Here is a 24318-nt window from a genome sequence, read left to right as displayed (position 1 = left end):
TGCGACCAAAGCAACTCCTCTACTGTAACCATCTTTTTAACGCATAGTAATCGGGAAACTGACGCAATGATTCTTCACAATGCTCACAAATGCTGTAAACGGTCGTTTCTCCCCGTTCATTTTTTTTGATGAATTCATCGATTTCACCTATTTCAAACAGATGAAGCTTTTGAACCGTTTCTTCTGCATCGAAAGGCAAAGTACCAATCTCTACCTCACAATGTCTACAGCGGTAGCGTACAGGCATCTCCCATGGCCTCCTTTAAACACTTATGTATATTAAAGTCTAACCATTTTTTGATTAAATTATGCGCCGTTAAATTTATTCATAACTTCTAAGAACGGCTTTGTTAAAGCTGTTTCCACAGCATCACAGCTCTTTTCGACAGCTTCTTTTACAATTGGCTGATCCTCTTTTGAAAATTTGGCCAATACGTAATCCGCAACTTTCATACCAGCTGGCGGACGGCTTACTCCGACACGGATTCGGTTAAATTCCTGTGTTCCCAAGTGCTGAATTAATGACTTAATTCCGTTATGTCCACCGGCACTTCCTTTGCCGCGTAATCTTAACTTACCCGTTTCCAGATCTAAATCATCATAAATAACAATAATATCTTCAATTTCTATATCAAAATAATCCATTAGAGGTCTAACACATTCTCCTGATAAATTCATATATGTTAATGGCTTCAATAAAATGACTTTTCCTTCAGGACGATGAACTGTTGCATACATACCATTAAATTTAGTTTGGTTTAATGGTGCATTCCATCGATCGGCTAATTCATCAATCACATCAAAACCTATATTATGGCGTGTATGTTCATATGGTTTTCCCGGATTTCCTAAACCAATAATTAATTTCACTAGTAATCGCATCCTTTTTCTCTAATCGCCTTTATTTTATCATATATCCTTCTGAAAAGTATGTATCGTCCCCTAGTATTGAGCCAATGATCTTGCACGCATTTTCCTTACAATGTACAGCAACAAAAATCCTACTGCTGCGAAAAAGCGAACGGCTGTCGACAAATACATCGCTGTTTCCATCGAGTAGGTTTCCAGCAGCCAAATTCCGATTTGCGGAGAAGAAAAGGCGATGACGGCAAGCAGCACATTGTAAGTTGTAATACAATATGTGCGGACTTCCTGCGGTGAATTTTCCAGCAATAAATTAAATAATATTAAAACCGTCCCTGAAACAAACAGCCCTGAAAGAAAGGACATCGCGGCTAAATAATACAGGTTAGTCGATAAAACCATCAGCAATGGCGCTGTCGACATACCAAAAGCAACCCAGACGAACACACTCATATTGCCATATTTTTGCGACCATTTACGCCAAAGCGAAAATGAAAAGATTTGTGCAATCATATTGGCGACATTGAACATACTAATCCAAAAAATTGTTGCTTCCGCATAACGGACATTATAAATATTGAAAACACCCCATGCCATTTGCCAGCCAAAGTTAAATACAAGTGCAACAATTAAAAACAGGACATATTTATTGTTTTTAAATATTGACCAATCCATTGCGCGTTTCTTTTCTGTATTCAGTTCACGCTCCGGTTCATCATGCTTTAGCAAAAAGTAAAGTTCCACAATTCCGACTGCAAATGTAAACATGAACAGTATTTGATAAGCTATCCTGTTGGAGGTCATGTCTTTCATGACAATGCCGATTGTTAATGTAACGAATAAACCTACGACTGTCAGCAAGCGATTGCGATCACTGAAAAACTGAGCTCGCCGTGATTCTTCAATAATATTCCCGATAAAAGACTGCCAGCCCATATTAGCCATCGTATTCGGGACGCTCATCGCTGCAATCAGACCAAGCAGCAACCATGAACCAAAACTTCCCGGCACATAACTGATGAAGGCAATTAACAGAAAAACAAAGCGTGCTGCCAATACAGAGAAAGCAACAAGCCTTTTTTGCTCGAATGCACGGTTTAATAAAATGGCAGCCGGCAATGTCATAAGCAGTGTAATTAGCGGTGGCAAGGAACTGATCAATCCCACTTGATAGTTCGTCGCACCAAGAATCGTCATTGCAAAAATCGGGATATAGCTGTTTGAAGTATTTTGTGCAACAGCAGATGCCATCCCGTGATAAATACTCATTTTTTCATTATGTGTTCTCATAAAGACCTCTAATTATTCATAATATTTACTCATCTCCATCTTATTATACTTATTTTCTTTCGGATGTCGAAGTATTTTTTCGGCATTAAAAAACCGCTCTATATAATAGAGCGGCCTGTCCAATTGCTTAATCTTCTCTACCTGGTTTTTCAGGCGATAATTTTTCTCCCGTTGCATCAAGATCATCGGCTGTTACATTCTCTGCATCTGCATCAACATCTTCAACTGGTGCTGCTGGCGGTGTTACCGTTGCTAATGTAAAGTCATCATTATCTACAATCGTAAACGCTGTAAATTGATCACGCACATTACCCACAGATAACGATTCACCAACTGCTAATTCGGATACATCGATTTCAACTGTGTCTGGAATTTCACTTGGATTCACTTTAATTTTCAATGTATGGTTAGGTTGAGTAATGACTCCACCTTCTTTAACACCAACTGAAGTTCCGATTAATGCGATTGGAACATCCACCTCAAGTTCTTCTTTCATATTGATAGCAAGGAAGTCAACGTGCTTCACATGTCCTTTTAGTGCATCACGTTGGATATCAGTAAGTACTGCATTTACTCTTTTCCCGCCTACTTCAATTTTAAACACGCTTGTTGAACCATATGTTTGTACTGCTTTAGCAGTATCTCTATAATCCAACGAAATTGGTGTTGTCTCAGTTTCATAGCCATAAAGCACACCTGCCAATTGGCCTTCATTTCTAAGTTGGGTTAATATCGAACGTTTCCCAGTTTCTCGCTTAGTTGCTTGTAATACTGTAGTCATATTCCATCGTCCCCCTTAATTAATTATACAAAGGTACATTTACCCTACCCTTGTCTACACTAAACATATTAAATTGTCAGATTTTTTGCAAATATTTGCATATAGGGAAAATAGGACATAAAAAAACCAGCTTAGGAAATAAAATTCCTAAGCTGGTTTGCAATCGATTAGTCAAATAATGTACTAACAGATTTGTTTTCGTAAATACGTGAGATTGCATCTGCCATTAATTTCGCAACTGATAGTTGTTGAATTTTTGGAGATAATTTTTCTTCAGATAATTGAATAGTGTTTGTTACAACTAATTCCTTAATAGGAGAATTTTCAATACGCTCAATTGCCGGACCTGATAATACAGGGTGTGAACAACATGCGTAAACTTCTTTAGCACCGCTCTTAATTAATGCCTCTGCACCAATCGTAATCGTACCTGCCGTATCGATAATATCATCGATTAAAATACATACTTTACCTTCTACATTACCAACAATGTTCATTACTTCTGCCACGTTCGGTTTTGGACGACGCTTATCGATAATAGCGATCGGAGCTTTTAAGCGCTCTGCTAATTTACGCGCACGAGTTACACCACCATGGTCTGGAGAAACAATAACCAATTCCTCTTCATTGAAACCTTTTGTTCCGAAATGTTCAGCAAGTAGTGGTACAGCCACTAAATGGTCGATTAAAATATCAAAGAAACCTTGAATTTGAGGTGCATGTAAATCCAATACGATTACACGAGTTGCACCGGCAGTTTCAAGTAAGTTTGCTACTAATTTAGCAGTGATTGGTTCACGCGCTTTTGCTTTACGGTCTTGACGTGCATAGCCATAGTAAGGCATAACAACGTTTACTGTACGAGCAGACGCACGTTTAACAGCATCAATCATAATTAAAAGTTCCATTAAATGCTCATTTACAGGTGCAGAAGTAGATTGAACGATAAATACATCCATTCCTCGAATACTTTCTTCAATGCTAATTTGGACTTCTCCATCACTGAAGTGTTTAACGGATGATTTCCCTAGTTCTAGACCCATTTCATCAGCAATCTCTTTGGCAAGTGGATTGTTAGAATTTAATGAGAAGATTTTTAATTTTGAGTCAGCGTATTGATACGGCATGATGGCCTCCTGTATTTTAGTTAATTTTATTTTGAATTTAATTTACTCACATAGCCTAATTTATTTTCCTGACGAGCACGTGCAATTGCCAATGCATCTTCCGGAACTTCTTTAGTAATTGTCGATCCTGCTGCAATGAAAGAACCTTTTTTCAATGTTACCGGAGCAACTAAGTTCGAATTACATCCAATGAATACATCGTCTTCAATAATTGTTTTATATTTGTTCTTACCGTCATAGTTAACAGTGATTGAACCGCAGCCAATATTTACGTTACTGCCGACTTCTGCATCGCCAATATAGCTTAAATGAGACACTTTCGTATCATCACCTAGCGTACTCTTCTTCACTTCAACGAAATTACCGATTTTTACATGGTTTCCTAATGAAGATTCCGGACGTAAATGTGCAAACGGACCTACTGCTGTTTCACTGCCGACTTGGCTGTTTAGCACAACTGAACTATGAATCGTTGTCGCATTGCCAATTTGACTGTCAACAATATGACTATTTGGACCAATTTTACAATCTTCGCCAATAACCGTTTTTCCTTCAATGATCACTCCAGGTAGAAGAACCGTATCACTTCCGATTACCGCGTCTGCACTAATATGTGTAGAAATCGGATTTATAATCGTTACACCATTGCGCATATGACGTTCATTAATACGTGCACGCATAAGCTCCTCTGCCTGAGACAGAGCAAAACGGTCATTTACGCCAAGTGTTTCATCAAAGTTTTCTGTTACATAAGCGGCAACTGTTTCACCTTGCTTTTGTAAAATTTCAATAACATCAGGTAAATAGAATTCACCTTGTGCATTTTCATTTTTAACGAGCTTAAGTGCTTCAAACAGTGCTTCATTATCAAAGCAGTATGTGCCTGTATTAATTTCTTTCACAAGCTGCTGTTCAGAAGTAGCATCCTTTTGTTCAACAATTTGTGACACTTGTCCATGTTCGTTACGTAAAATACGGCCATAGCCAGTCGGATCATCTGTAACCGCTGTCAAAATAGTTGCTTTTGCATTTTGTGATGCATGTTCATCAAGCAGTGCCTGCATTGTTTCAGGGCGAATTAAAGGAGTATCACCACATACTACAAGTGTAGTTCCGCTAAGTCCGCTTAAAATCGGCTCAGCTTGCTGAACTGCATGCGCTGTACCTAGTTGTTCTTCTTGTAAAACATACTCACTCTTATTTCCTAGTGTTTCTTTTACCAGCTCTGCACCATGTCCTACAACAGTTACGACACGCTCAACATTTAATGAGCTGATATGATCGATTACATGTTCCACCATAGGCTTTCCGCATACTGGGTGAAGCACTTTATATAATTTGGACTTCATTCGTGTACCTTGACCAGCCGCTAGCACGACCGCAAAAATATTCGTCATATTACAAGTCCTCCAATTTAGCTCATTTTCTCTTATGACTATAAAGCAATTTCATAATCTTTTCAAGGTATTCAGACTTGACAAATGTTTGAATTTAAAATATCTATAGTAGTTTGACACATTTTCTTTTGTGTACTAATTCAGCAAAAAATTACGTTAAAAAGTAAATAATCAGTATATTTTCGATCTTATTGTAGTTTTTACTTTTCTGTTATAGAACATTTCTGTCTATAAAAATTCACAAAAAAAAGAGCCCCCTCATATGAGTGACCCTAATTAACATTAAACATTCACTTCTTCAAGCTCCAAAGTTCCCTCTGTGTTTTCTTCAGCAGATGCATGGAAAGCTTCCAAAACGATTTCTTGAATTTTATTGCGCGTATTCGAATTAATCGGATGTGCAATATCACGGAATTCGCCGTCTGGTGTTCTTTTGCTAGGCATCGCTACAAATAAACCAGTATTCCCGTCAATTACACGAATGTCATGAATAACAAACTCATCATCTAGCGTAATTGAGGCAATTGCACGCATACGTCCTTCTGTTTGAACACGTCGTAATCTTACGTCAGTTACTTCCATTATTTATACCCCCTGTAGTTTGATTTGTAATTTTTAGTATTCGGGATGAAAAACTATAATCCTTCTATCATCCATTAAATTTCTAAAAATACATCATTTATCAATAGAATACAATATAATGTAATTTTTTTCTATCTACAATTTTTATAATTATTAAAATAAACTAAATATTCTACTTATTTATAAAGATTTTCTTAATAACTGCTATAAATAGAGTCAAAATATTTTTCCAATAAAAAAAATCCACGTCTTTTCTATAATTAGAAAGTCGCGGATTTAAGCTATAAACAATATAAGAATGAAGAATTTATTATTTTACTAATGCAATAACTTCAATTTCAACTTTTACGTCTTTTGGTAAACGAGCAACTTCTACTGCCGAACGAGCTGGCTTGTGCTCACCAAAATGACTTGCATACACTTCATTCATTATAGCGAAATCATTCATGTCTTTCATAAACACTGTTGTTTTTACAACTTGGTTTAAAGAAGAGCCGGCTGCTGCTAAAACAGCTTTTAAGTTTTCGAATACTTGATTTGTCTGTACTTCGATATCGCCATCTACAAGTTCCCCTGAAGCTGTCAGTGGAATTTGGCCTGAAGAATAAAACATGTTATTTACTACAATACCTTGTGCATATGGACCGATTGCTGCTGGTGCATTTGTTGTTGAAACAGTTTTCATTTTAATTTCTCTCCTTTTGAAAAAAATTACCTTCACTTAATGCAATTGTGCGATCTTTCTCATTTACTTCCTTCAGTTTTACTAAAGAATAGTAATCATCCACTAATGTAACATCAGCATGCTGTGCTTCTACTAATACCGCGATACCTGCCAACTCACATTCGAATTCTTCCAGTAGGTTCTTCATACCATTCATCGTGCCGCCGACTTTCATAAAATCATCGGTAATTAAAACACGCTGGCCACTTTTCATACTGCGTTTTGATAAAACCATCGTTTGAATACGACGAGAAGACCCTGATACATAATTAATACTCACTGTTGAACCTTCCGTCACTTTGCTGTCACGACGTACAACAACAACCGGCACATTCAAATGTCTTGCAATCGCATGTGCAATTGAAATTCCCTTTGTCGCTACCGTCATAATGACATCAATTTGACGATCTGCAAACACGCTCGCAAATACTTTACCTACACGGTTCATCAATTCCGGATTCCCTAATAGATCCGTCATAAATAAATAGCCGCCAGGTAATAGTCGATCGGATTGACTAAGTTCTCCCATAAATTCCCCAATTATATCACGAACTTCTTGTTCCGCCATTTTAGGGATATATTTAACACCGCCTGCTGCACCAGGTACGGTAATTAAAAGCCCAATTCCTTTTTCTTCGAATGTTTCCTTTACAATTGTTAAATCTTCACTGATTGAAGACTTTGCAGAACTGTAAAGCTCAGAAAAATAAGTTAGCGGGATCAACTGATGCGGATGCTCAAGCAGATAATAAGTCATATCTACAAGGCGTTCACTGCGCTTCCATTTCATGCGACCCTCTCCTAAACATTAATAATTAAAATACGAATATTTAATAGTCAAATTACCATAATTATACGTATTTATGCAAGTGGATTTCGTTCCCCTAACATACGTACTACATAAACTTCCTCACAAAAACCACGTAATCCATTATAAATTCGGCTAACACGTGCTTCATTTTCCACCAGCCCAAATACTGTCGGACCACTGCCGCTCATTAGTACCGCGTCGGCACCAAAGCGCTGCATTTGCTCTTTAATTGTTATAACTTCCGGATGAAGCTTAAATGTTACAGTTTCCAAAACATTTCCAAGTGAATTGCACATTAGTTCATAATCTTCGGTTTCTATTGCTTTAATCATTTCTTTCGTGTTCGGGTGCTGTAGACCTTCAATATTCAATCCACCATATACATCCGCTGTCGATACGCCAATTTTCGGCTTGGCCAAAACGACCCAGCAAGTTGGAGGTGCAGATAGTTCTTTAATCTTTTCCCCGCGTCCTGTCGCTAAAGCTGTACCGCCATAGACGCAGAACGATACGTCAGAACCGATTTTCGCTCCATGTTCTGCAAGCTCGTCCAACGTTAAATTTAGTTCCCACAACTCATTTAACCCGCGCAATGTAGCCGCTGCATCGCTGCTTCCACCCGCTAGACCCGCAGCTATAGGAATTTGCTTCTCGATTGAAATCGTTACGCCATCTTTAATACCGTATGTATTTTTTAAAAGCTCTGCTGCCTGGTATGCAAAATTCCGCTGATCATCCGGAACAAAATTATCGGTTGAAACGATTTTAATTTGACCGTCTGCTCGTGATTCCAGTCCAATTCGATCCGCCAAATCGACCGTTGTCATAATCATTTCCACTTCATGATAATTATCCGGACGTTTATAAAGCACATCGAGTGTTAAGTTGATTTTTGCGGGTGCTTTTACGTATAACATTGAAAATTCCTCCTACTGTATAAGGCACGCATAATATGTAATACGCGATTAAAATTCTATTGCCCCTATTTTACCATACGGGAGCCTTGTATTATGCACGAAAACATTCACTTTTCTTCGCAAATTATCGTAAAAAAACGCATGCCGGGCAATACAGTAGTAAGACATTCTAAGTATTAGGTAATTTCATTTCCTCACATCAAAATAACACCACCGTAAGCGAGAACCTACGATGGTGCCATCTTTGTGTCAACTTATTTTTGGTTGTTTTGCGATTGTTTAGCCAAGCCTTCCTGAGCCATTTCAACCGCACGTTTTACCATGTTTCCTGCATCACGAGCTCTAATTCCGCCCCAACCTTCACGTTGAACTACGTCATAAAATCCAAGTTCTTTTGCAATCTCTTCCTTTAGACGACTGGACATAATTTTTTGTCTTGCCATGCAAAAAACCTCCTTTTCGTTGACGCTTTTAGCATGTGCAAAAAAGAAAAAAACACTCACTTTAAATGAGCGCTTTTTTAAAAATATTAAAATAAGTACTAGAAAAACTATTTGATGGTAGCTACAGCATCATCTAAAAAAGTAATCTCTACTGCTTCGGTAAGTATATCTGTGTAACTGTAAGATACGCGTTTACACGCATTATCTTCCTGCTTTAGTTCAATAACGAACACTGCATGGTAAGTGTCACTTAAGACGCCTTCGCATTCAATTGTTTTCTTGCGACCACCATTTGCTTTTAATTGCAAACGTTTACCCAAATGACTATCCAATGATTTTTTAATGTCTGCTAACGTTTTTGGCATTTTCGCATACACCTCACTGTAAAACAGTATACCATGATGTAGATAATATGTCAATAAAATATAATATTTTATCACCGTGATACAGAGTCGTCAACTTTTTTCTTAAGATTTCTTAAAAATTTTTAATGTGAAATTCACTTTATTGTCGTACACAAAAATTAGGATGTAAGCAGTCCGCTAATTTGCCAAATTCTTGAATTGACAATGTTTCACCACGACGTGATGGTTCAATTCCGGCTTCTTCCAATGCTTGAAGGATAAGCTCTTTATTTTGCTTACCATTAACAAGTCCATTTTGTAAATTATTTAAAATTGTTTTACGACGTTGTGCAAATGACGCTCGGGATACTTCAAATAAGAAGTCCTCATCAATTACTTTTACTGGAGGGTTTTCATGTTTGATTAAGCGGATTACCGCCGAGTCCACATTTGGCTGTGGCATAAATACCGTTTTCGGCACAACCATCGCAATTTCCGCTGTTACGTAATACTGAATGGCAATCGATAAAGAGCCATATGCCTTCGTACCCGGTTTTGCGGTAATACGATCCGCCACTTCTTTCTGCATCATCACGACAAAGCCGCGAATCGGTAAGCGATCATTTAATAACTTCATTAAAATTGGTGTTGTTACATAGTAAGGTAAATTAGCCACGACCATAATATCTTCAATACCTGGCATTTCTTCTGCGATTACTTGTGCAACATCCGCTTTTAAAATATCTGAATGGACAATCTTTACATTGTCATAAGGGCTCAATGTATCTTCCAGAACAGGTAAAAGGCGTTGGTCGATTTCAAATGATACAACCTTCTTTGCTTCGCGCGCCAAATGCTCTGTCAAAGCCCCTATACCAGGTCCAACTTCAATCGCTCCACTGTTTTCCGTTAAATTAGCGTGACTGACAATATTACGTAAAATATTCGGGTCGATTAAGAAGTTCTGTCCTAAGCTCTTTTTAAATGAAAATCCGTATTTTTCTAAAATTTCTTTTGTACGTACCGGTGTAGCAATGTCTTTATGCATGCGTATCCTCCTGATCTAATTGCGAAATGGCCTCTGCAAACTGCTCAATTGTTATTTGAAACATCATCAGTCTTTTGTGAAGCTGTTTACCGTTTGTCATGCCTATATTTAAAATTTCACCTAACTGGTCCCGGCGTTTTTTGGATTGCGGGTGGCCTATCAGTTTGGCTGTCATTAAATCTTCCAGTGTAATTTTCTCTTCGATTTGTGAATCCGCTAATGTATAGACATTGCTTAATGCTTCACGGATGTCCTCATCATTTGCGTGTTCAATCCCTAAACCTTTGCCGTTTTTGGCGATTGTTTTCGCCTTTGCTAAAAACGCATGCTTCACACCTGGTATCCGCTCTTCTATAATTGCGCGAATACGGCGGCCCGGGTAATCAGGGTCCGTAAATACAATGACGCCTCTCTTTTTCTGGGCATGTGCAATACGGCGCAATACTTCATCAGAGATTGCAGAACCGTTTGTTTCTATAGTATCTGCTCCTGTCGCACGCTTAATCGCTGTTGTATCGTCTTTTCCTTCAACAACAATAATCTCTTGTATATCCAAGAAACGTTCCTCATTTCTAACATAGTCTTTCGCTATTTTACCACAGATCGCACTTTGTTACCGCTGTGCTAACTTCAAGAACAAAAGTGCTCAAGCGCCCGTTTAGCTCCGAGTGGGCAAAACGCCACATCCATGTGGCATGCCCCCAATGACTCACGTCGTGTGAGCCGCAAGACTAGGAGAGCCGGACGCAAAAGTAAACGCTCCACCCCTTTTGCACGAGGGACCGAAATGGTGCGAGGAGCTGGCGCTTTAGCCTAGACGGGGACAAAACTTTCTTACAAAGTTATAACCATTGCTAAAATCTAGATTTCCTTCACAATGAAAAAAGCTCCCTCGCCATCAGTCAAAAAGCGAGAAAGCCGATATACATTTTGGATTGTTGAACATACAAAACAGCTGAATAAACAATTATGCCTCGGCATGATTGTATTCAGATTTCCCTTGAAGAATAGCAAGTCGGTCAGCTTTTATCACAAAAAATATGTGTTTAGTGACTTCCATCACTTTCTCAAAGGTTCTTCCACTTCAGCTTGAAATTGCAAAAAATCATTTAGTTCAATACTTTAATACGAACTTTTTTACGTCCCCAGCTTTTTGCTTTGGACGTTGTCGGTACTAAAACATCAATTTTTTTACCTTTTATAGCTCCGCCTGTATCAGCAGCTACAGCATTCCCGTAGCCTTCAACCCATACTTTTGTTCCTAATGGAATAACTTTTGGGTCTACTGCAATAACTTTCATATCCGGATTTGCGCGCAGGTTAAGACCTGCTGCCGAAATACCTGAGCAGCCTGCACAATTTGGTGTATATGCTGTTGCAGTTACATAAAACTCTTTCCCTGAACTTGGTTCACTAGATCGGGAAACATTTGCAGTGACAACTTTTGTCCCTACAGATACAACTTTTGTTTTTGGTTTTTCAACTACTTTTTCAGAAGCAAGCTTTTTCGATACGACTTTACCATTCTCTTTAACGATAGAATATGTGCGTTCTACTTTACCTTTTTTACCTTCTGAAACAACCTTTTCTTTGCCCTTTAATAAAGAAGAATCATTTTTCTTTTCAATTGCGAAATCTACTGATTCTTCCACTACATCGGTAACCTTTTCTACGCGAACAACTGCGATTTTATCGTTTGGAGTGATAACTTCCTCCAAACCTTTGTCGACCCGATCCGATTCTCCTAATTGAACCTCTTGTTGTTTTAAAAAGTTAGCGACCGTAGTCGAAGTGGACCATACTTGTCTCTCTTTTTTGCCATCGACAAGCGTTAACTGAAACGCTTTTTGAATATCGATTTTGTTATCGGCTCCTACTTCTGTATCTAAGCTTTGTGATACAAGATCATGCTCTGTTACTTCAATATTTGCTTCTTCCAAAATGTTCTTCACTACATTTTCAGTTGTCCAAACTTTAGACTGATTTCCATCAACTGAAATTACTACTTCTTTTGCCTGTTCCCATTCTATTGACATTCCACTATCAATACTGGTACTCAGTGAGGGTGATACTTTATCGTATTTTGTATAATCTATATTTTGAGCTGTCAGTAGCTCATCAACCGTAGTTGCGTGTGTATAAATTTTTGTGGTTTCTCCGTCAACTGTTAACGTGACAGGAGTTTTAGTTCCATGGTATAGAACAAATGCAATTACAGATACAAACAGGACTACAGAAAGAATTCGGACCCCTGTTTGCTTACTCCTCAATGATCCTAAGAACTGGCTTTTCATGGATTGATTTGACATGAAAATAACGCCTCCTTAATACAAAGTTGGATTATACGTACTAGTTTTCTTACTGTCAATAAAAAAGAATTTATCAAAAATTGGGCATTTTGCTTGAACTCGTACTGCAACTAGTATTGGAGGCGACTTATCATCTTAAAGCTTTTGCACTTAGAAAAACAATCCTAACGTAAAAATCCGAAATTAATTTCTACTGTTTTTTAGAGTTTTTCATCATTGAATTTTAAAGAAGCGCTTGGCATTTTCCGTAGTTTTTTTAGCAACTTCTTCCACAGGCAATTCCTTCAGGCGAGCAATTTCCTCTGCCACCAATGTAACGAATGCCGGTTCATTTCGTTTTCCTCGAAATGGATGCGGAGCTAAATACGGCGCATCTGTTTCAATCAGCAAATGTTCCAGTGGAATTTCTGCCGCGACTTCTTTTGGCTGACGTGCATTTTTAAATGTTACCGGTCCCCCAAGACTAATCATGAAATTCATGTTTATACATTCGCGAGCTGTTTCAACACTACCGCCGAAACAATGCATAATCCCGCCCACAGCTGCTGCATCTTCTTCTTTTAAAATCTGCACAACATCTCCTGTTGCGTCACGATTATGAATAATAATTGGCAATTCGAGCTTTTTTGCTAATTGAATCTGCTTACGGAACCAATACTGCTGTATATCTTTCGGAGATTTATCCCAGTAATAATCCAAACCAGTCTCACCGATTCCAACAACTTTAGGGTGCTGCGCAAGCTGTTCGATCCAGTTTAAAAACTCATCTGTACAATCAACTGCATCTACCGGGTGCCAACCGATTACTGCGTAAATAAAATCATAATCCTCTATTAGTTGCATCGCACGCTCTATCGTTTTTTTATCGAAGCCGATTACAACCATCCTTTCAACATTTGCAGCAATAGCACGGTCTATAACTTCCTGTAAATCTTCATCATACTGATCTGCGTTTAAATGGACATGTGTATCTATAAATGTTTTCATCTTCATTTCTCCTATCGTGTATTGTACTCATAGATCATATTTCTTAGTTTTCAGTATTATTACATATAGATTACAAAATACTCTTTTATTATTGTTTACATATTATAAAACGATAACCATTATCCCAGTAATCCACTTATCATCCTTTTTCATCCAAAATTAAATTATATTTATATAATTTATTATTATATATTATTAAGTAAATGAAAAAGTCTGCTGAACTTTTCGGGTCCAACAGACTGTTTTCACATTACTTTACTTGTGCACCATTTGCTAATTTCGGATCAACAGTAGCCAATGTTAAAACTCCGTCATGTGAGCCTGCTAAAATCATCCCTTGAGATAATTCGCCGCGTAATGTAACAGGTTTTAAATTTGCAACGACAATTACCTTTTTACCGATAAGTTCTTCCGGTTTGTAATGCTCTGCAATACCCGATACAACTTGACGTTGTTCATAACCTAAATCAACCTGAAGCTTTAATAATTTCTTGGCTTTCGCAACTGGTTCACATGCTACTACTGTTGCAACACGTAAATCTACTTTCATGAAATCGTCAATTGTAATTTCTTCTGTATCCGGTGCTTCAACCGTTGTTGTTTCCTCTTCCTGTACTGTTTTTACAGAGCTCTGCATTTGCTCACGAATGTAAGCAACTTCCACTTCTGTATCAAGACGCGGGAAAATTGGTGTTCCTTTTTCAGCAACTTTTATGTTTTTCGGAATAACATTGCCGAATGTTTCAATTGTGTCCCAATGTAATGATTTTTCATCAAGACCTAATTGTTCAATAATTTGTTTTGGCGCATTTGTCATAAATGGCTGAATCATCACTGCAATATGACGTAAGCTTTCTGCCAAATTGTTCATAACAGCGGCAAGTTTATTTTTGTCAGATTCCTCTTTTGCCAATACCCATGGAGAAGTTTCATCAATATATTTATTTGTGCGTGAAACTAATGACCATATTTCAGAAAGTACGACACTAAACTGCATTTTTTCCATACTTTCTTCATATTTAACACGTACATTTTCAGCATGTTCTTTTAATGCTGCATCATATTGTGTTGCTTCCAAGTTTTCAGTAGGAATTACCCCATCGAAATACTTATTCATCATGGAAACTGTTCTATTTAAAAGATTTCCTAAATCGTTTGCCAAGTCGAAATTTGTACGCTCAACAAATGATTCAGGTGAAAATACGCCATCTTGACCAAATGGCAGCTCACGCAATAAGAAATAACGTGTTGCATCTAAACCATATCGCTCGATTAACATTTCCGGATACACGACATTCCCTTTAGATTTCGACATTTTTCCGTCTTTCATCATAATGAAACCGTGTGCAAAAATTTTCTTAGGTAAGGGTAAATCCAATGCCATTAAGAAAATCGGCCAGTAAATTGTATGGAAACGAACAATATCTTTCCCTACTACATGGACATCTGCCGGCCAGTATTTATTGAATAGTTCTTCATTGTCAGAACCGTATCCTAATGAAGTAATATAGTTCGATAATGCATCGACCCATACGTAAATAACGTGTTTCGGATTCCCTGGTACTTTAATTCCCCAGTCAAATGAAGTACGTGAAACAGATAAATCTTCCAGACCCGGTTTAATGAAGTTATTGATCATTTCATTTTTGCGAGATTCCGGCTCGATAAACTCTAAATTATTTTCATAATAAGCAAGCAGGCGGTCTGCGTATTTCTTCATATTAAAGAAATATGACTCTTCTTTAACTTTTTGCACATCTCGTCCACAATCCGGGCACTTTCCATCGACTAATTGCGTCTCAGTATAGTAGGACTCGCAAGGGACACAATAAAGTCCTTCATATTCACCTTTGTAAATGTCGCCGTTGTCCAAAAACTTCTGGAAAATTTTCTCTACAGAATCTTTATGACGTGATTCAGTGGTTTGAATAAAGTCATTATAGGAAATATCCATAGTATTCCATAATTTTTTGGCACCTTCAGCAATTTCATTTACATAATCTTGTGGATGCATATTTGCTTCCTGTGCTTTTTCTTGAATTTTTTGTCCGTGTTCATCCATGCCTGTTAAAAAGCGGACATCAAATCCTTTTAAACGCTTATATCGCGCTATTGCATCAGATGCAACTGTCGTATATGCAGTACCGATATGGAATTTTCCACTCGGGTAATAAATTGGGGTTGTTATATAGAATGTTTGTTGTTCACTCACGAAAGTGCCTCCATTTGTTTGTTAAGTATAAGTCTTATTCTAACGAAGTACGAAAATTGTTTCAATGAAAGTTTATCGGAATTCAGATTTGTCGAAAAATCAAAACTAAATATTGGGAAATGGTTAAATCTTTCCGACTATTCACAATTTTCTATGGTAATTTTTTTTTATAATTTCCTTAAAAAGTACAAATATGACAAAAAAGTTCCTTAAATGAAGGAAATATGAATGCTAAATTATTGACGTTTATGGTATTAGTTGGTATGATTTTAACTAGATCAGGATGATGTCGAATTTTGACGAATTTAAATAACTTTTTTATATAGGAGGAAATATTAATATGAAATCAACAGGTATCGTACGTAAAGTAGACGAATTAGGACGTGTAGTTATTCCAATCGAATTACGCCGTACATTAGGTATTGCTGAAAAAGACGCTTTAGAAATTTATGTGGATGACGACAAAATCATCTTAAAAAAATACATGCCTAATATGACATGTGCAGTAACTGGTGAAGTTTCTGATGAAAACATGCGTTTAGTAGGCGGTAAATTAATCTTGTCTTCTGAAGGTGCCGAAGCACTAATGAAAGAAATTCAAGAAAACTTAAAAAAATAATACCACTTACTTAAATAACTGAAGCGGCTACGCGTTTACTAAATTAAGTAAAGTAAAGTATTATATTACCAAATAAAAAAAGCGTTGAAAAGTATGTTGACTTTTCAACGCTTTTTTATTGATGGTATGCCTGATAAACGTCACGTTTCGGTAAATTGCGTAATTTGGCCACTTCTTTAATGGCTTCTTTTGAAGAAATTTGAGTTTCTTCTATTATATAAGTAACATGGTCTTCCAATGACATAGACGTCCAGTACGCTTCTTCTTCTTCATCGACCTCACCGGAAGTATTCCCTTCCAGCACGATGCAGAACTCACCGCGTATTTCATTTTCATTTGCCCAAATGATCGCTTCGTCTATTGTACCTCGTAAAAACTCTTCAAATTTCTTTGTTAATTCCCGTGCCAGGGTAATTTTGCGGTCACCTAATACGAGTTGTAAGTCTTTCAATGTCTCCTTCAAACGATGTGGCGCTTCATAAAAGATCAGCGTCTCTTCACGTTTCGACAATTTTTCCAACTGTTCTCGGCGTTCCTTTTTATTTCGTTTTAAAAATCCGAAGAAATAAAATGGCTGTGGAGAAAGTCCTGATGCAATCAAAGCGGTTAAAGCGGCATTGGCTCCAGGGATTGGTACAACAGCAAACCCTTCCGCGACTGCTTTTACGACAATATCCGCACCAGGATCCGAAATACATGGTAAACCTGCATCACTTACTAACGCAATGGATTTTCCTTCTTGTAAATAGCCCAGCAGTTTCTCTCCGCCTACTTCAATATTATGTTCATGATAACTAATAAGCGGTGTTTGAATATCGAAATAATTACATAGCTTTTTCGTATTGCGCGTATCTTCTGCAGCAATAATATCGACTTCTTTTAATATACGCAGTGCACGCATCGTCATATCTTCTAAATTGCCAATAGGTGTCGCTACTAAGTATAGGCAGCTTCCTTGTTCGTGCTGGCTACTTTTTTGTGAGTTCATCTGTAGCACTCCTTATATACTTTATTTTTTGGGGACGCTTTAATTGTTTAAAGGCATATTCCGCGGACATGGCCTGCTGTTTTGTTTCAAATGTTTCAAAATAAATACATGTTACCGGTCCGCGTGCCCGTGTATATTTTGCCCCTTTACCTGCATTATGTGCTGCAATTCGCTTTTCTAAATTATTCGTATAGCCTGCATATAGTGATGCATCACTGCACTCTACCACATAAAAGTAATGTTTATTTTCCTTCTCCATATAATAGTGCCCTCACTTCTGGCGTATACTCATTGTTATCCTCATATACGTATAATGGTGGCAATACTTTCAAGTCCGGCTTTCCGTCTTTAATTGCTTCAATCAACAATGTATTCGCTTCTTTTCCGCGTTTCGGATAAACAAACTGAATACGCTTCGGCTCCAGACGATTTGCACGCATCGCACTAACAATATCCAAAAGCCTGCCTGGTCTGTGTACAAAGGCTGCCTTTCCACCTTGTTTTAATAGACGGCTTGTTGCTTCGACTGCTTCATCAAGTGTTAAATAAAGCTCGTGTCTAGCAATCGCATAGTGCTCGCTCGTATTTTTTTCACTTAATTCATGTGCCAAAAAATAAGGAGGGTTACATGTGACAGCATCATATTTTTCAATACCAAGTGTACCAGGTGCATCTTTTACATCACCTAGCTGCATGTCGATCTGTTGTGCCAAGTCATTGTATGCAATGCTGCGTGTTGCCATATCATGCAACCGCGGCTGCAGTTCTACACCTGTAATTTTTGCATTTGTCCGCGCACTCAAAAAAAGAGGAATTACCCCATTGCCTGAACATAAATCAATAATATGTCCTTTATTTTTTGGGACTTGTACAAAACGCGCCAGCAATACTGCATCCAATGAGAACGAAAAGACAGACGGGCTTTGAATAATCCGTAAATCTTCCGCCAGTAAATAATCTAATCGTTCATCATCCTTCAACCATTGTTCCACTATTAAATCCTCCACTTAACGGCTATTTTAATCAGCCTTTTCTAAACAAAAGACTGATATCTACTTTAGCAGATTCAGCCTTTTGTTTTAACCATTTTGTTTATTTAAAAATGATAGACAGAACAAACAATCTTCACCTTTACGTGAGCTTCCAAAATGCACATGACATACGTGGAAACCTTCATTATAAAGCCTTGCTAAATTATCGTACCCTTCGCCAATATCTACTGGTTCTTTTTTCAGCTCTTCTACTACTCGTTTACTTGCAGTTGCTTCATTCGCTAATAATTCTTCTAAGCGCGTACGTAGGTGAAGGTTTTCTGTTTGAAGCGTCTGATGCTCCTCCATCATATGCGCAACAAATTGCTTAAGTGCGCTAAATTGCTGTTGCATTGATTCAAGCTGTTGTTCGAACTCCATAACAGTATCCAAAAAATTACGGTCCTTCACTCAAGCCACCCCATTAATTCTATCTATATCAGATTTTTCTCATATTGCATAAGCTCTTCAAGCGTATATTCAACCATACGCTCCTGCTTCGTCAAATATACTTGAATGAGTCGCTCTAATACATTTAATCCGACGACTTTGCCTTCGCCTTCTGGTGTCATTGATAAATCACCGATGTCTGGCATACCTTCTTTTGCAATTTCATAATCATCATTTTCGTATTTTAGACAACACATTAAACGTCCGCATAAACCGGAGATTTTTGTCGGATTCAGCGATAAATTCTGGTCCTTTGCCATTTTAATCGACACCGGCTCAAAATCACCTAAAAATGTCGAACAGCAAAGCATTCTTCCACATGGACCAATCCCGCCAAGCAGTTTCGCTTCATCACGAACACCAATTTGACGTAGCTCGATTCGCGTACGGAACACACTAGCTAAATCCTTTACTAATTCCCGGAAATCTACACGTCCTTCTGCTGTAAAATAAAAAATAATTTTATTACGATCAAATGTATATTCAACGTCAACGAGCTTCATATCCAACGAATGCTCCACAATTTTCGTATTCGCTAACTCAAAGGCACGCTTTGACTCAATAGTGTTTTCTTCTACCTGGAAACGATCACGTTCATTGGCTGGGCGAACTACTTGTTTTAATGGTAAAACAACATCATTTTCCCCGACTTGTCGCATTGGTACAACGACCTTGCCATATTCAATTCCCCGCGCAGTTTCTACGATTACATATTCGCCAACTTCCAAAATATAAGCGGCTGGATCAAAATAATATATTTTACCCGCTTTTTTAAAGCGAACTCCGACTACATTATACAAATGTATACCCCTCCTGAAGATTCAGCATAAGCTGTTCCATCAATAACGTACGATTCATATTACGATTTAAATTCGTGCGGGCCTGCAAAATAGACTGCATTTGTCGTGACAGCTTTTCATATGTCAATACGAGCGCCATTTCATTAAATCGTTGATACATATCGGGATACGTGCACTTTGCTTGCTGATTCGCTTTAATCGCTACAATATCGCGGTACGCAAACAGCAGCAAATCCAGTGCTAGCTCCATATCTTCTTTTTCTTTGAAGAGTGGTAGCCATTCTTCATGAATATATAATAGTGCTTCATGAACATTTTGATGAACAATCTCTACTAATTTTAACACTGTTTTTCGTGCAAGTACAAATTGCTCATCATTTGCAAGTGCAATAGCTGTTTCAAGATCATTTGTCACCATGCTTGTTGTCGATGCCATTGAATTTGTAATTCCCTGTTCTACTAGCTGATCGAGCAGCGTAGTACGAGGTGCTTTAGCAAATTTAATGTGCTGACAACGAGAACGAATCGTCGGAATGATAGATTGAATTTGCTCAGTTAATAAAATTGCCACGACCTGTCCGTCCGGTTCTTCTAAAAACTTTAAAAGCATATTAGCAGAAGCAATGTTTAATTTATCTGCATGGTGCAGCACATAAATTTTCTTGCCTTCCTCTACACCTGTCATCTTCATTTCAGCAACTAAATCTCTTATTTGATCAATTTTAATAAATTGTCCATCAGGCTCTACTTGCCAAATATTCGGATGATTTCCCGAATCGACCCGTCTGCAATTTCGACATGTTTCACATGGAACATTTTCTGACAAATTTCCGCAAAGAAGAAGTTTCATAAAAAAAGAGACGACATCACGTTTGCCCGTACCTTTTTCACCATCAAATATATAGGCATGTGCTAAACGATCTTTATCTACAATTGTTTGTAGTTGCTTCATCACTACAGGTTGCAGCTTTGTAAGCTCTTCAATAGTTCGTGTCAATTCCCTCACCTTTTTCATTTCCTGCTTCTATTTATTTGAATGCCCTATGTACAATTCAAACAATATATATTCTGCCTGGAAAAATGCCCGTGTCTAGTGCACATCAAAGACACGGGCATTTATTACATATACAGATTTATTAAAAGTCCCTTAATCTCGCCAATTTTCGCTAATAACTCAATAGACTCTTTTTCTTCATTTAAAATATCTTCTGCCAATTCGACAAGATGCTCATCAATTGTTTCGACAATTTTTAAGCGGCGGCCTTCACCAAATCGGTTCCATGTATGTGATTGCTTCGTCTCAAGTCCATAATCTACAGCTTCCTGCAAAAAACGTTTCACAAGCATTTTAAAGCGTGCCAATTCACGTAAATTCCGTGATCGTGCTACACGGTCTCCCGCTGTAGAAATATCGCCCATTAATCTTGTGAGCTGCTCTGACTGCATTTTCGACTCTTGCTTTACAATCATGTCACCAAAGCGATTGCCGTTTTGATTTGCCGGACGCAAATCATTGCGATTCGCATTTAAATTTGTGCGGAGATCTTGATTAATCTTCATTTACCATTCGCCTCCAAAAAAATAACGCCCCACTATACTTACTACCGAACTCGGTTGTATACGCGCAAGTCATGTTGGCTGCGCAAATTTACCAATACCGACTGGGGCTTCAATTTCCTTCAGTCTGTTGAAAGAAATTAAAAATGATGGAATTGTTCGATTGGTAATACAAATACAATCGCTCCTCCAACTTCAACTTCAACAGGGTACGGGATGTAAGAATCTGCGTTACCCCCCATTGGAGATACAGGAGCAACCATTTGCTCACGTGACCGGCAATTTTCACGAATAATATCTAATAACTTCGGAATTAAAGAATCATCCGTACCTATTAAAAATGTCGTATTCCCCGATCGTAAAAATCCACCTGTACTCGCTAATTTTGTCGCACGATAGTTGTTTTTCGTTAATGCATTCGATAAGCGGTTGCTATCTTGATCTTGCACTACTGCTACTACTAACTTCATCCGTACTCACCCCTTCATTGAATTGGTTCCTCTATTATATCATAAATAAAAGGTACACTTCATTTACTTTTACCCTAATAGCGGATTTAAAATCCCCCATACTTCTTCTACCACCATCTCGATAGGCTGGTCGGCATTCACCATTTTAAAACGGTTAGGGTATCGTCTCATCGCTTCCTCGTACCCTTCATATACTTTTTTATGAAATGCCAGACCTTCCGTATCCAATCTGTTAATTTCATCGCTGCGTGTCGCATGAATTCGTGCTAATCCTTTTTCAGGTGCAATATTAAAGAAAATCGTTATATCCGGAAGACGCTTTCCTATCGCAAATTCATTAATGGCAAGTACATCATCAACTCCGATTTCCCGTGCATAGCCCTGATATGCCAATGATGAGTCAATAAATCGATCGCATAGTACATGCTTTCCTTGTTCCAATGCAGGCATAATTTTTTCGTAGAAGTGCTGTGCCCGTGCTGCAGCATATAATAATGCTTCTGTTCGCTCATGCATTTTTGTATGTGCCGGGTCTAAAACAACGGCCCGGATTTTCTCAGCGATTTCAATCCCGCCTGGCTCACGTGTTAGTAATGCCTCAATACGCTTTTCTTTTAAACGCTCGCCAACTGCCTTTAATACACTCGTTTTTCCGGCACCTTCCCCGCCTTCAAACGTAATAAATAAATTCCTTTGCATTTTTATATTCTCCCTGCATCTATATTATGACTTGTATTAATTTCTCCTGTAATCTATGATCTCCCTGGAACATTGCCCCGATGGCAAGCAGCTCCTCTAACTGGCCAATTTGTACTCCCGTAATTTTTTCACCTTGTACAAGTAATGGAATTCCAGGAGGATACGGAATAAGTGTTGTAGCTGCAATACGTCCGATAGCTCGGTTGTAGGGAATCCATTCTTTTTCTGCCTTCTCTATTTCATCAAAGCTATACTGAGGTTGTGTAATAGCCGTCGTTTCGAAGCTTTCGATTTCATTTGTATTTTCAATGGTTGGAAACTTTTTTAAATGTGTATATGCCTCTTTCATACGGTTACATATATCCGCAATTGAATAAGAGTCTCCCTGCTTTAACAACGGTAAAATTAAAAGTACTTGTTTTGCATCTGCCAATTCTACATATACATGAAATTTCTCTAATGCCTCTTTTAATTGAAATCCTGTATAACCCGGAGCACGGACTAATAGTTTTAATGAATCGTTTACCTCTATAACCTGTAAATCTGTAGAAGTTGTCAAAGATTCAATCAATTGCTTGCGCTTCTCCATGAGATACGCATAATCAGTTTCCGTATAATTCGCCACATAACTTCTTGCATCATCTAGGGAAGCTAACAGTAAATACGACGGACTACTCGATTGTAACATACGTAAATAACGGTTTACTTTCTGCTCACTTACTAATGATGATTTCATATGTAAAAAGGAAGCCATGGTCATAGCAGGTAATGTTTTATGTGCGGACTGGACAACAATATCTGCACCTAACCCCAGTGCCGATGCGGGCAGCTTCTCAGATACAGTTAAGTGGGCTCCATGTGCCTCATCAACTAGAACAGGAATGTTATATACGTGACACAATTCAATTTGTTTTGCCAAATCATCTGCTGTTACACCGTAATACGTCGGATACGTAAAAATAGCGGCTTTCGCATTGGGATAGCTCGCTACCGCTTGCTCTAATGTTTTAAAATCAATACAACCTGCTGTCTGACTTTTTATATCCCATTTTGGTGAAACATATACAGGGTTCACTCCTACAAGTTCCAATGCATGAAAAATAGATTTATGTGCATTTCTTTGAACAAGTACTGTATCTCCCTTTTCACATGTTGCATAGATCATAGCCAAATTTCCAACTGTTGAGCCATTCACTAAAAAGAAACTACGACTTGCTCCATATGTTGATGCGAGAAGCTGCTCTGCCTGTTGAATGGCTTCTTCTGGATGATGGAAGTCATCCAGTCCTGTCAGTTCGGTTACATCGTACTTTAATGCCTGTTTTATTTCGTTGGGTAAATTCGAAAGCAACCCATATTTGTGTCCAGGCACATGAAAAGATTGCGGATCATCCGCAACAAACTTTTTTAATGCTTGAACGATTGGTCGATCATTGTTCACCACGTTCACCTCATTTTCATTGTCCTTCTATTATAAGATGCATCCGTCTTTCAGACCACCATTGGCGTTGGAATTACGACTATTAGTAACTGCATCCATCATTGCTTCTAGGCTTTCATTTCCCCAATACTCAATGACAACAAAACCCTTTTTTGAACAAATTATAATGGTTACTTTCTGCAGTAAAATAATATATAGTATTAGCTTTTAAACAAAACAAAAAACCCACTGATTTCTCAGTGGGTTTACATGTGCGAAGCGACGTCCTACTCTCACAGGGGGAAGCCCCCAACTACCATCGGCGCTAAAGAGCTTAACTTCCGTGTTCGGTATGGGAACGGGTGTGACCTCTTTGCCATCATCACTTCACTATAGTGGGCTTTAAAAACCCTTGAAAAGAATTTTCATTCTTTCAAAACTGGATAAA

28 protein-coding genes and 1 rRNA gene are annotated in these 24318 nt (G+C 38.1%); 1 reads left to right on the top strand and 28 read right to left on the bottom strand.

Translation table 11 applies throughout. The annotated features are described in order from the left end of the window. Window positions 1-19: 19 nt before the first annotated feature. The 17 genes from MKY71_RS00355 to metG all read right to left on the bottom strand — a co-directional run bounded on the left by MKY71_RS00355 (window position 20) and on the right by metG (window position 15836). On the bottom strand, window positions 20-247 hold the full coding sequence (locus MKY71_RS00355; RefSeq protein ID WP_008408283.1) for an anti-sigma-F factor Fin family protein: 228 nt from the start codon (window positions 245-247) through the stop codon (window positions 20-22). A gap of 59 nt (window positions 248-306) precedes the next feature. Then, complete coding sequence (gene pth, locus MKY71_RS00350) at window positions 307-870, bottom strand: aminoacyl-tRNA hydrolase (protein WP_339174663.1); 564 nt, start codon at window positions 868-870, stop codon at window positions 307-309. 72 nt (window positions 871-942) lie between these two features. Beyond that, the gene (locus MKY71_RS00345) at window positions 943-2154 is read right to left on the bottom strand and encodes an MFS transporter (protein ID WP_339174662.1); all 1212 of its coding nucleotides are present in this window, start codon (window positions 2152-2154) and stop codon (window positions 943-945) included. Window positions 2155-2281: 127 nt separating this feature from the next. Further along, entirely contained in the window at window positions 2282-2935 is a 654-nt protein-coding gene (locus MKY71_RS00340) for a 50S ribosomal protein L25/general stress protein Ctc (protein WP_339174661.1), read from the bottom strand. 167 nt (window positions 2936-3102) lie between these two features. After that, window positions 3103-4062: a ribose-phosphate diphosphokinase gene (locus tag MKY71_RS00335; RefSeq protein WP_339174660.1), complete on the bottom strand. Its 960-nt coding sequence runs from the start codon at window positions 4060-4062 to the stop codon at window positions 3103-3105. Window positions 4063-4088: 26 nt separating this feature from the next. Continuing rightward, window positions 4089-5459 carry a bifunctional UDP-N-acetylglucosamine diphosphorylase/glucosamine-1-phosphate N-acetyltransferase GlmU gene (glmU, locus tag MKY71_RS00330; protein WP_339174659.1) on the bottom strand — a complete coding sequence of 457 codons (1371 nt, stop codon included), beginning with the start codon at window positions 5457-5459 and terminating at the stop codon, window positions 4089-4091. A 282-nt stretch (window positions 5460-5741) separates the two neighbouring features. Further along, window positions 5742-6041: a septation regulator SpoVG gene (gene spoVG, locus MKY71_RS00325; protein WP_339174658.1), complete on the bottom strand. Its 300-nt coding sequence runs from the start codon at window positions 6039-6041 to the stop codon at window positions 5742-5744. Window positions 6042-6351: 310 nt separating this feature from the next. Then, window positions 6352-6726: a RidA family protein gene (locus MKY71_RS00320; protein ID WP_339174657.1), complete on the bottom strand. Its 375-nt coding sequence runs from the start codon at window positions 6724-6726 to the stop codon at window positions 6352-6354. A 1-nt stretch (window position 6727) separates the two neighbouring features. Then, the gene (gene purR, locus MKY71_RS00315; RefSeq protein WP_339174656.1) at window positions 6728-7555 is read right to left on the bottom strand and encodes a pur operon repressor; all 828 of its coding nucleotides are present in this window, start codon (window positions 7553-7555) and stop codon (window positions 6728-6730) included. Between the two features lie 71 nt (window positions 7556-7626). Beyond that, the gene (gene ispE / locus MKY71_RS00310; RefSeq protein WP_339196791.1) at window positions 7627-8493 is read right to left on the bottom strand and encodes a 4-(cytidine 5'-diphospho)-2-C-methyl-D-erythritol kinase; all 867 of its coding nucleotides are present in this window, start codon (window positions 8491-8493) and stop codon (window positions 7627-7629) included. A 254-nt stretch (window positions 8494-8747) separates the two neighbouring features. After that, window positions 8748-8936, bottom strand: coding sequence for a small, acid-soluble spore protein, alpha/beta type (locus MKY71_RS00305; protein ID WP_339174654.1), 189 nt, complete (start codon window positions 8934-8936; stop codon window positions 8748-8750). Window positions 8937-9043: 107 nt separating this feature from the next. Then, window positions 9044-9301, bottom strand: coding sequence for a biofilm formation stimulator Veg (gene veg, locus MKY71_RS00300; protein ID WP_008408296.1), 258 nt, complete (start codon window positions 9299-9301; stop codon window positions 9044-9046). 139 nt (window positions 9302-9440) lie between these two features. Beyond that, window positions 9441-10328 (bottom strand): 16S rRNA (adenine(1518)-N(6)/adenine(1519)-N(6))-dimethyltransferase RsmA, encoded by an 888-nt coding sequence (gene rsmA, locus MKY71_RS00295; protein WP_339174653.1) that lies wholly within the window; start codon window positions 10326-10328, stop codon window positions 9441-9443. Continuing rightward, window positions 10321-10884, bottom strand: coding sequence for a ribonuclease M5 (gene rnmV / locus MKY71_RS00290; RefSeq protein ID WP_039967429.1), 564 nt, complete (start codon window positions 10882-10884; stop codon window positions 10321-10323). Before rnmV ends, rsmA begins: the two co-directional genes overlap by 8 nt. A 553-nt stretch (window positions 10885-11437) precedes the next feature. Beyond that, on the bottom strand, window positions 11438-12637 hold the full coding sequence (locus tag MKY71_RS00285; RefSeq protein ID WP_339174652.1) for a ubiquitin-like domain-containing protein: 1200 nt from the start codon (window positions 12635-12637) through the stop codon (window positions 11438-11440). Between the two features lie 213 nt (window positions 12638-12850). Then, a complete protein-coding gene (locus tag MKY71_RS00280; protein WP_339174651.1) occupies window positions 12851-13624 on the bottom strand; it encodes a TatD family hydrolase in 774 nt (257 codons plus the stop codon). 250 nt (window positions 13625-13874) lie between these two features. Beyond that, a complete protein-coding gene (metG, locus tag MKY71_RS00275) occupies window positions 13875-15836 on the bottom strand; it encodes a methionine--tRNA ligase (protein ID WP_339196783.1) in 1962 nt (653 codons plus the stop codon). 340 nt (window positions 15837-16176) lie between these two features. Between metG and MKY71_RS00270 the strand changes: the two genes are divergently transcribed. Continuing rightward, window positions 16177-16455, top strand: coding sequence for an AbrB/MazE/SpoVT family DNA-binding domain-containing protein (locus tag MKY71_RS00270; RefSeq protein WP_008408305.1), 279 nt, complete (start codon window positions 16177-16179; stop codon window positions 16453-16455). Window positions 16456-16570: 115 nt separating this feature from the next. On the opposite strand, the gene rsmI is transcribed toward MKY71_RS00270, so the two are convergent. The 11 genes from rsmI to rrf all read right to left on the bottom strand — a co-directional run bounded on the left by rsmI (window position 16571) and on the right by rrf (window position 24260). Beyond that, a complete protein-coding gene (gene rsmI, locus MKY71_RS00265; RefSeq protein WP_339174649.1) occupies window positions 16571-17443 on the bottom strand; it encodes a 16S rRNA (cytidine(1402)-2'-O)-methyltransferase in 873 nt (290 codons plus the stop codon). Beyond that, window positions 17424-17702: a GIY-YIG nuclease family protein gene (locus MKY71_RS00260; protein ID WP_339174648.1), complete on the bottom strand. Its 279-nt coding sequence runs from the start codon at window positions 17700-17702 to the stop codon at window positions 17424-17426. The genes rsmI and MKY71_RS00260 overlap by 20 nt, the downstream gene beginning before the upstream one ends. Then, entirely contained in the window at window positions 17686-18435 is a 750-nt protein-coding gene (locus MKY71_RS00255; protein WP_339174647.1) for a tRNA1(Val) (adenine(37)-N6)-methyltransferase, read from the bottom strand. The genes MKY71_RS00260 and MKY71_RS00255 overlap by 17 nt, the downstream gene beginning before the upstream one ends. Before the next feature lie 87 nt (window positions 18436-18522). Further along, entirely contained in the window at window positions 18523-18885 is a 363-nt protein-coding gene (gene yabA / locus MKY71_RS00250; protein WP_339174646.1) for a DNA replication initiation control protein YabA, read from the bottom strand. A 23-nt stretch (window positions 18886-18908) separates the two neighbouring features. After that, window positions 18909-19724, bottom strand: coding sequence for a PSP1 domain-containing protein (locus MKY71_RS00245; RefSeq protein WP_339174645.1), 816 nt, complete (start codon window positions 19722-19724; stop codon window positions 18909-18911). Then, window positions 19717-20739 carry a DNA polymerase III subunit delta' gene (gene holB / locus MKY71_RS00240; protein WP_445683726.1) on the bottom strand — a complete coding sequence of 341 codons (1023 nt, stop codon included), beginning with the start codon at window positions 20737-20739 and terminating at the stop codon, window positions 19717-19719. Before holB ends, MKY71_RS00245 begins: the two co-directional genes overlap by 8 nt. A gap of 104 nt (window positions 20740-20843) precedes the next feature. After that, window positions 20844-21284, bottom strand: coding sequence for a YaaR family protein (locus MKY71_RS00235; protein WP_339174643.1), 441 nt, complete (start codon window positions 21282-21284; stop codon window positions 20844-20846). A 137-nt stretch (window positions 21285-21421) separates the two neighbouring features. Further along, window positions 21422-21751, bottom strand: a complete 330-nt coding sequence (locus MKY71_RS00230; RefSeq protein ID WP_079523149.1) for a cyclic-di-AMP receptor — start codon at window positions 21749-21751, stop codon at window positions 21422-21424. Between the two features lie 69 nt (window positions 21752-21820). Then, window positions 21821-22450, bottom strand: a complete 630-nt coding sequence (gene tmk / locus MKY71_RS00225; RefSeq protein WP_339174641.1) for a dTMP kinase — start codon at window positions 22448-22450, stop codon at window positions 21821-21823. Between the two features lie 19 nt (window positions 22451-22469). Then, on the bottom strand, window positions 22470-23891 hold the full coding sequence (locus MKY71_RS00220) for an aminotransferase class I/II-fold pyridoxal phosphate-dependent enzyme (RefSeq protein ID WP_340731208.1): 1422 nt from the start codon (window positions 23889-23891) through the stop codon (window positions 22470-22472). A gap of 253 nt (window positions 23892-24144) precedes the next feature. Continuing rightward, window positions 24145-24260, bottom strand: a 5S ribosomal RNA gene (rrf, locus tag MKY71_RS00215). Window positions 24261-24318 lie beyond the last annotated feature (58 nt).

Source organism: Solibacillus sp. FSL W7-1324 (assembly GCF_038008025.1).
Lineage (GTDB): Bacteria > Bacillota > Bacilli > Bacillales_A > Planococcaceae > Solibacillus.
This window is presented reverse-complemented; position numbering and strand designations above follow the sequence as displayed.

Excerpts from the sequence above, each read along its gene's own strand:
- rsmI (WP_339174649.1), bottom strand. The coding sequence starts at position 17,443 with ATGAACTCACAAAAAAGTAGCCAGCACGAACAAGGAAGCTGCCTATAC.
- MKY71_RS00285 (WP_339174652.1), bottom strand. The coding sequence starts at position 12,637 with ATGTCAAATCAATCCATGAAAAGCCAGTTCTTAGGATCATTGAGGAGT.
- MKY71_RS00270 (WP_008408305.1), top strand. The coding sequence starts at position 16,177 with ATGAAATCAACAGGTATCGTACGTAAAGTAGACGAATTAGGACGTGTA.
- rsmA (WP_339174653.1), bottom strand. The coding sequence starts at position 10,328 with ATGCATAAAGACATTGCTACACCGGTACGTACAAAAGAAATTTTAGAA.
- MKY71_RS00305 (WP_339174654.1), bottom strand. The coding sequence starts at position 8,936 with ATGGCAAGACAAAAAATTATGTCCAGTCGTCTAAAGGAAGAGATTGCA.
- MKY71_RS00235 (WP_339174643.1), bottom strand. The coding sequence starts at position 21,284 with ATGAAGATTAATCAAGATCTCCGCACAAATTTAAATGCGAATCGCAAT.
- MKY71_RS00345 (WP_339174662.1), bottom strand. The coding sequence starts at position 2,154 with ATGAGAACACATAATGAAAAAATGAGTATTTATCACGGGATGGCATCT.
- tmk (WP_339174641.1), bottom strand. The coding sequence starts at position 22,450 with ATGCAAAGGAATTTATTTATTACGTTTGAAGGCGGGGAAGGTGCCGGA.
- MKY71_RS00335 (WP_339174660.1), bottom strand. The coding sequence starts at position 4,062 with ATGCCGTATCAATACGCTGACTCAAAATTAAAAATCTTCTCATTAAAT.
- glmU (WP_339174659.1), bottom strand. The coding sequence starts at position 5,459 with ATGACGAATATTTTTGCGGTCGTGCTAGCGGCTGGTCAAGGTACACGA.
- purR (WP_339174656.1), bottom strand. The coding sequence starts at position 7,555 with ATGAAATGGAAGCGCAGTGAACGCCTTGTAGATATGACTTATTATCTG.
- ispE (WP_339196791.1), bottom strand. The coding sequence starts at position 8,493 with ATGTTATACGTAAAAGCACCCGCAAAAATCAACTTAACACTCGATGTG.
- MKY71_RS00230 (WP_079523149.1), bottom strand. The coding sequence starts at position 21,751 with ATGAAGTTAGTAGTAGCAGTAGTGCAAGATCAAGATAGCAACCGCTTA.
- MKY71_RS00355 (WP_008408283.1), bottom strand. The coding sequence starts at position 247 with ATGCCTGTACGCTACCGCTGTAGACATTGTGAGGTAGAGATTGGTACT.
- MKY71_RS00320 (WP_339174657.1), bottom strand. The coding sequence starts at position 6,726 with ATGAAAACTGTTTCAACAACAAATGCACCAGCAGCAATCGGTCCATAT.
- veg (WP_008408296.1), bottom strand. The coding sequence starts at position 9,301 with ATGCCAAAAACGTTAGCAGACATTAAAAAATCATTGGATAGTCATTTG.
- MKY71_RS00340 (WP_339174661.1), bottom strand. The coding sequence starts at position 2,935 with ATGACTACAGTATTACAAGCAACTAAGCGAGAAACTGGGAAACGTTCG.
- holB (WP_445683726.1), bottom strand. The coding sequence starts at position 20,739 with ATGAAAAAGGTGAGGGAATTGACACGAACTATTGAAGAGCTTACAAAG.
- MKY71_RS00280 (WP_339174651.1), bottom strand. The coding sequence starts at position 13,624 with ATGAAAACATTTATAGATACACATGTCCATTTAAACGCAGATCAGTAT.
- spoVG (WP_339174658.1), bottom strand. The coding sequence starts at position 6,041 with ATGGAAGTAACTGACGTAAGATTACGACGTGTTCAAACAGAAGGACGT.
- MKY71_RS00260 (WP_339174648.1), bottom strand. The coding sequence starts at position 17,702 with ATGGAGAAGGAAAATAAACATTACTTTTATGTGGTAGAGTGCAGTGAT.